4 protein-coding genes are annotated in these 5,269 nt (G+C 77.5%); all 4 read right to left on the minus strand.

Translation table 11 applies throughout. The features are described from left to right. Positions 1 to 1,598 (minus strand): hypothetical protein (locus KIK08_RS37080; RefSeq protein ID WP_214407989.1); only part of this gene is annotated, 1,598 nt, incomplete at its 3' end. Further along, entirely contained in the window at positions 1,595 to 2,872 is a 1,278-nt protein-coding gene (locus tag KIK08_RS37085; RefSeq protein WP_214407990.1) for a hypothetical protein, read from the minus strand. The genes KIK08_RS37080 and KIK08_RS37085, both read right to left, overlap by 4 nt. A gap of 1 nt (position 2,873) precedes the next feature. Then, positions 2,874 to 4,067 (minus strand): hypothetical protein, encoded by a 1,194-nt coding sequence (locus tag KIK08_RS37090; RefSeq protein WP_214407991.1) that lies wholly within the window; start codon positions 4,065 to 4,067, stop codon positions 2,874 to 2,876. Continuing rightward, the coding region (locus tag KIK08_RS37095; protein WP_214407992.1) for an ATP-binding protein at positions 4,064 to 5,269 on the minus strand (1,206 nt) is incomplete at its 5' end. The genes KIK08_RS37095 and KIK08_RS37090, both read right to left, overlap by 4 nt.

The following is a 5,269-nucleotide window of genomic DNA, read 5'->3' on the forward strand; positions in this document are numbered from 1 at the left end:
GTGGTGCTCGCGCCGGCGCGCCGGCGCGCCGCCTCGGTGACGGCCGCCTCGGCGAACACCCGCAGCAGCCCCACGTCCGGCCCGCCGGGTCGGGGGCGCCGGCCGGTCAGCTCCGGCCCGATCGCGGACGGGTCGAGGATCGTGTTGACCAGCCCTACGATCAAGGGGGCCAGCGCGCTGCCGGTGGCGCCCACCGCGAGCCGCAGCTCGACTCCCGGACCGTCGCCGACGCGCGCCGCGCCGACCAGCGGCAGGGCACGGGTGTTCCCGTCGAGCGGTGGCTCGCCCACCGTCGCGTCCACGGCGAAGCCGAGCCCGGTCCGCCGGGCCGGCACCGCGACGACGGAGCCGTCGGGTACCAGGACGTCGACCTCCTCGGGTGGGCGGCCCTGCGCGGCGCGGAGCAGCGAGATCCGCTCCAGGTGCTGGGCCCGTTCCAGCTCGCGCGGGACCTGGTCGCGCGGCACCGCGCACAGCCGCAGCGCGACGCCCGGTCCCACGAGGTCCTGCACCTGGCCACGCAGGTCGGGGCGGTCCGGGTCGACGGCGAGGTAGCCGGCGGGCGGCAGCTCCACGAGGCCACGCTCGAGCAGGATCCGCGGTGGCAGCGCGGGGGACGGGACCTGCGGGGGCTGCGTGGTCATGTGACTCTGGAACTGCAGGACCTGCGCCAGGAACACCGACCACGGGCGCTGTTCGACCCGCCCGGCCCAGTAGCGCGACGGCGCGGGATCGATCAGCTCGCGTCGCGCCGTCCAGGTGTCGAGGAAGGTGATGGTCGAGCCGTTCCAGCCGAGCACGCCGATCGGGACGATGTCCCCGCCGGAGGCGGGGGCACCCGCCGACCAGACGGCACCCTCGAGTCCGGCCTTCGAGAGCTGGGTGCGCGCGTCGGCGAACTCGCGGGCGAAGTAGGCCGCCGCCACCCGCGAGCGCAGCTGTGCCTCCGACGTCACGCCGGGTGCGACGGTGCCCGGGTCGAGGGTCAGGTCGAGCGGGCGCAGCAGGAGCCGCACCCCGTCCACGACGTAAGGTCGGTCGGCCGCCGTCGTGCAGCCTCCGTCGCAGAGCCGGCCGAGCACCTCGGCCTGCCCGCAGAGCCCGCTCGCGTGGGCGAGGCAGACCAGGAATAGGTCCGAGCCGTCGGCGGTGGTGGTCGCGGGCGGCGCCGCGGCGGCCGCCTCGCACGGTGCGAAGGCCGCGGTAGCGCTCTCGGACGGCGCGGTGGCCCCGGCCACCGGCACACCGGAGGCGTCGAGCAGGGCCCGGACCGTGACCGGCACGGCGACGGGCAGGTGCAGCACCCGGCCTTGCGGGTCCACGGCCAGCCCGGGGGTCAGAGACAGGCTTGCACCGTCGCGCTCGGTCAGGTCGAACCCCGCGACGACGCCGGTCCCCCGCGCCTGGTTGGACAGGTCGGCGTAGGTTCGCTGGCCGCGCCGTTCGAGGTTGAGGTCGTCGGCGCGCAGGAAGCGGCCGTCGAAGTAGTTGAGGCCGATCAGCGGGGCCGCGGCGGGCACGAACGCCACCCCGGGGCCGTCGTCGATCACGACCGTGTCCTGAGCGCCGATCGGGGACACAGGTCCGGTGATCGTCATGATGCGCTCCCTGCCGCGCGGAAGAGGTGGGTGACGTCGTGGCCGTCGGAGATCGAGCCGGGCGGGTCGCCGAGCCCGCCCGCGAGCGGCACGGGGCGGCCGTCGACCAGCCCGACCAGCGGTGTGGGTCCGGTGCCGCGCAGCACCAGCCGGTGGCTGAGGTCGGCGGTCGGCGGGGTGGGCAGGTCGAACCGCAGCGTCTGCGGGTCATCGAAGGTGACCGTGACGACGGCCGGGTCGCTCCACGCCGGTTCGGCCGCCGACGCGTCGAAGGAGCGCAGCTCCAGGGCCGGCCCTACCGTGCCCGGTACGACCGGGCCGTCGAGCTCGACCACGACGCTGCGGCCGGAGCGCTCGATGCAGACCACCCGCGGGCCGCCCGCGTCGGTGGCGTCGTCGCCGCACCCGCAGCAGCCGGCCAGCTCGGCGAGCAGCTCGGCGATCACCTGCGGGGGGACGTGGACGCGCCGCACCGAGAGGTCGACGGTCGGCGCCTCCAGCCGCCACCGCCCCGTCTCGGCGACCACGGTCAGGCCGGGCAGGTCGGCCAGCACGATCTCGCCGGGCTCGTCCTCGGGGAACAGTCGCGTGCTGCCCGCGGGATGTGGCGGCAGCACCCCCGGCGGCCCAAGCGCGGCGACGACCCGCGCGGCGACCGCACGCAGGTCGGTGAGCCGGCTCCCGCTCGGCTCGACGCCCGTGGGCAGGGTGCCGTCGCGCACCAGCGCGCGCAGCGGCGCGAACGGGTCGGGCGGCGGGCAGGGCCTGGTGGTGTAGGGGCGCAGGTCGAGCCGGGCGAGCTCGCGGACCCGGGAGAAGCCGGGGTTCTCGGTGCCCTGCCCGCACGTGGATCCGACCGTCGGGACCGGGCGCGTCAGGCATGCCTCGTGGCGCAGCACGAGCTGCGCGTCGACCGTCCGGCGTAGCCCGTCCCCGCGGGGCACGACGGCCTTCGCCGCCACCTGCTGGTCGAGCCACGCCGGCACGTCCAGGCACTGGTCGACGTCCGAGGCGACCTCGCGGCCGAGCCCGTCCGTGGCGAGACCGGGGCCGACGACGAGCTCCGCGGCGGCCGCGTCGACGCGCACCGGGTAGCCCCAGGCGACGCCCTTGCCGTGCTGCCACGCCTGGTGCAGGGCCAGCTTGCCGCGTGGGTTGGCGGCGAGGACCTGAAAGTCGGCCACCCCGAGCAGCATCCCGAAGTGGACCGCGAGGGAGGTGAAGGGGTCGACCTCGAGCGCCGCCGCGAGCGGGGCCGAGCCGGACGCGGTCATGTCAGCTCCCGCTCACCGCGAGGGCGCGCCGGTCGGCGGCCGTCTCCTCGTGGGTGGCGACCTCGTCACGCGCGCCGGCAGCGGCCGCCGCGGCGGCCTCCCGGTTCTGGGCGGCCGCGAGCTGCGCGACGAGCGCCGCGACGTAGGCGGCCTCGGCGGCGTTGAGCTCCGCGAGCAGGGCGGTCGCGTCGAGTGCCGCGAGGTCGTCCAGCACGGCCTCGGCGTCGATCAGTGCGAGGGCCGCCGCCAGCACGGTCGCCGGGATCTTGATCGCCCAGTTCTCCAGGTCCGTGGCGGGCGGCTGGACCGGGATCACCGCGGGGTCGTCGGTGCCCTCCGCGGCCGCCTTGATGGCCGCCTGCTCGCCGTCGGGCAGGGCGGGCAGCGCCAGGACCGCCTCCACCGCGGTCGTCGCGTCGGTGAGGCGCTGCGGCGCGGCCTGCGCGTCACGGATGGCAGCGAGGGCTCGGTCGTGCCGCGCGATCGCCGCCGCGAGGGCGCCGTCGGCCGGGGCCCGCTCCGTCTCGGCCGTACGCACCGCCTCCTCCGCCGCGGCGAGCGCCGCGCGCCGGGCGGCGTCCTCGGCCGCGACCGCGCCGAGCCGGGTGGCGAGCCCCGTCCGCATGCCGGTCGAGCCCAGCAGGACGTCCAGCTGCGCCCTGGCCAGCTGCAGCCGCGGCGCGAGGGCCACGACCCCGGCGGTGACCGCGGTGACCGTCGCGTCCAGGCCCGCGCGGATCGCCGCGGCGTCGGCGGCGTCAGTCGTCGCCTGGACCAGCGCGGCCTCGGCCGTGGTCAGCTCCGCGGCGAGCGCGCCCGCGGTCGCGCCCAGCCGGGTGACTTCCGCCGTCGTGCCCGCCACCGTCTCCGCGGCGTCGACCCGCCGCCGCAGCGCGCGGATCCGGCGCACGGCGGTGGCGTCGAGCTCGAGCTCGATGCGGTGCCGCTCGGGACCGGTGGTGGCCGCGGTCAACTGCTGCTGCAGCCGCGAGGCCTCCTGGTCCTGCGCGGCGACCTCGGCGGTCGCGCCGGCGAGCAGCGCCCGCGCGGCGTCGAGCGCGGCCTGCAGCGCCGTGAGCCGCTCCCCCGCGGCCGTGACCGCGGTGCTCAACCGGTCGCGTTCCGCGGTGCGGGCCTCCACCGGGGTGGCCGGCGGGTCGGCGGTGGGCGCTGCGGTGGGGGTTGCCGTCGTCATGATGGCTCCCTTCGGCTCGGCGGTGCGGCGATTGCGCCCGGCACGGGGCCCGGAAAGGACAGTCCGGCCTTGACGTGCTCGCGCCGGATCGCGTGGGTGAGGTGGGCGGCGGTGATCACGCGCTCCTCGGCGGGCGCGGCGGCGGCGAGGAACGCCGCGGCCAGCGCCGCGTTGCGGATCAGCGCTCCCGAGAGGTCGTAGAGCGCGGCGACGGTGGCGAGGTCGACGTCGTCGGCCAGCGGTGCCGCCGGCGGCAGGTGCGCGCGCCACAGCGCGAGCCGGGCGGCCTCGTCCGGCGGGTCGAACGTCACCACGAACTCCAGCCGGCGCGCGAACGCGACGTCCATGTTCTGCTGCAGGTTCGTGGCGAGCACGGCGACGCCCTCGAACCGTTCCAGACGGCCGAGCAGGTAGGCCGTCTCCAGGTTGGCGTAGCGGTCGCGGGCGTCGCCCACCTCCGTGCGCTTGCCGAACAGCGCGTCGGCCTCGTCGAACAGCAGCGCCGCGCCGCCGCGCTCGGCCGCGTCGAACACCGCCGCGAGGTTCTTCTCGGTCTCGCCGAGCCACTTGGACACCAGGCGGGACAGGTCGACGACGAGCAGGTCGCGGCCCAGCTCGGCGGCGACGACCTCGGCGGCCAGCGACTTGCCCGTGCCCGGCGGGCCGGCGAACAGCAGCCGCAGGCCGCGCAGCCCCGTCCGGCCGCGGGCCAGGCCCCAGGCGTCGAGCACCCGGTCCTGCGCCCGCATCCGGTCGACGGCCTCGCGCAGCTGGGCGGTCCGGTCGGCCGGCAGCACCAAGTCCGACCAGGACGCGCGCGGATGCACGAGCTCGGCGCCGGGCGGGACGGCGTCGGTGGTCCGGGCGTCGACCCGCTCGGCCAGCGCGGCCCACCCGACGCTTCCGGTGGCGCGCACGTCGGCGGCGGCGAGCGCGAGGTCGCCGGGCTCGAGGCTGGCGGGCCCGACGGGATGGGTCGGAGGATCCAGCTCGGGCAGGGCCGCGGCCAGCGCGGCGCGCCGGTCGGCGGGTGCGAGTGGGGCGGCGGGCAGGTCGATCCGCGGCCGCGGCCACGTCCCCGGCGCCGGTTCCGGCGCGGCGAGCAGCAGCGGCACGGGAACGTCGGCGCCGACCGGGACCTGCTCGTCGGCGACGTCGGACCACAGCACGGGCACGACGCCGCGCGCCAGGGCCGCGAGCAG

Origin of the sequence: Pseudonocardia lacus, assembly GCF_018531445.1 — a bacterium.
Taxonomy (GTDB): domain Bacteria; phylum Actinomycetota; class Actinomycetes; order Mycobacteriales; family Pseudonocardiaceae; genus Pseudonocardia; species Pseudonocardia lacus.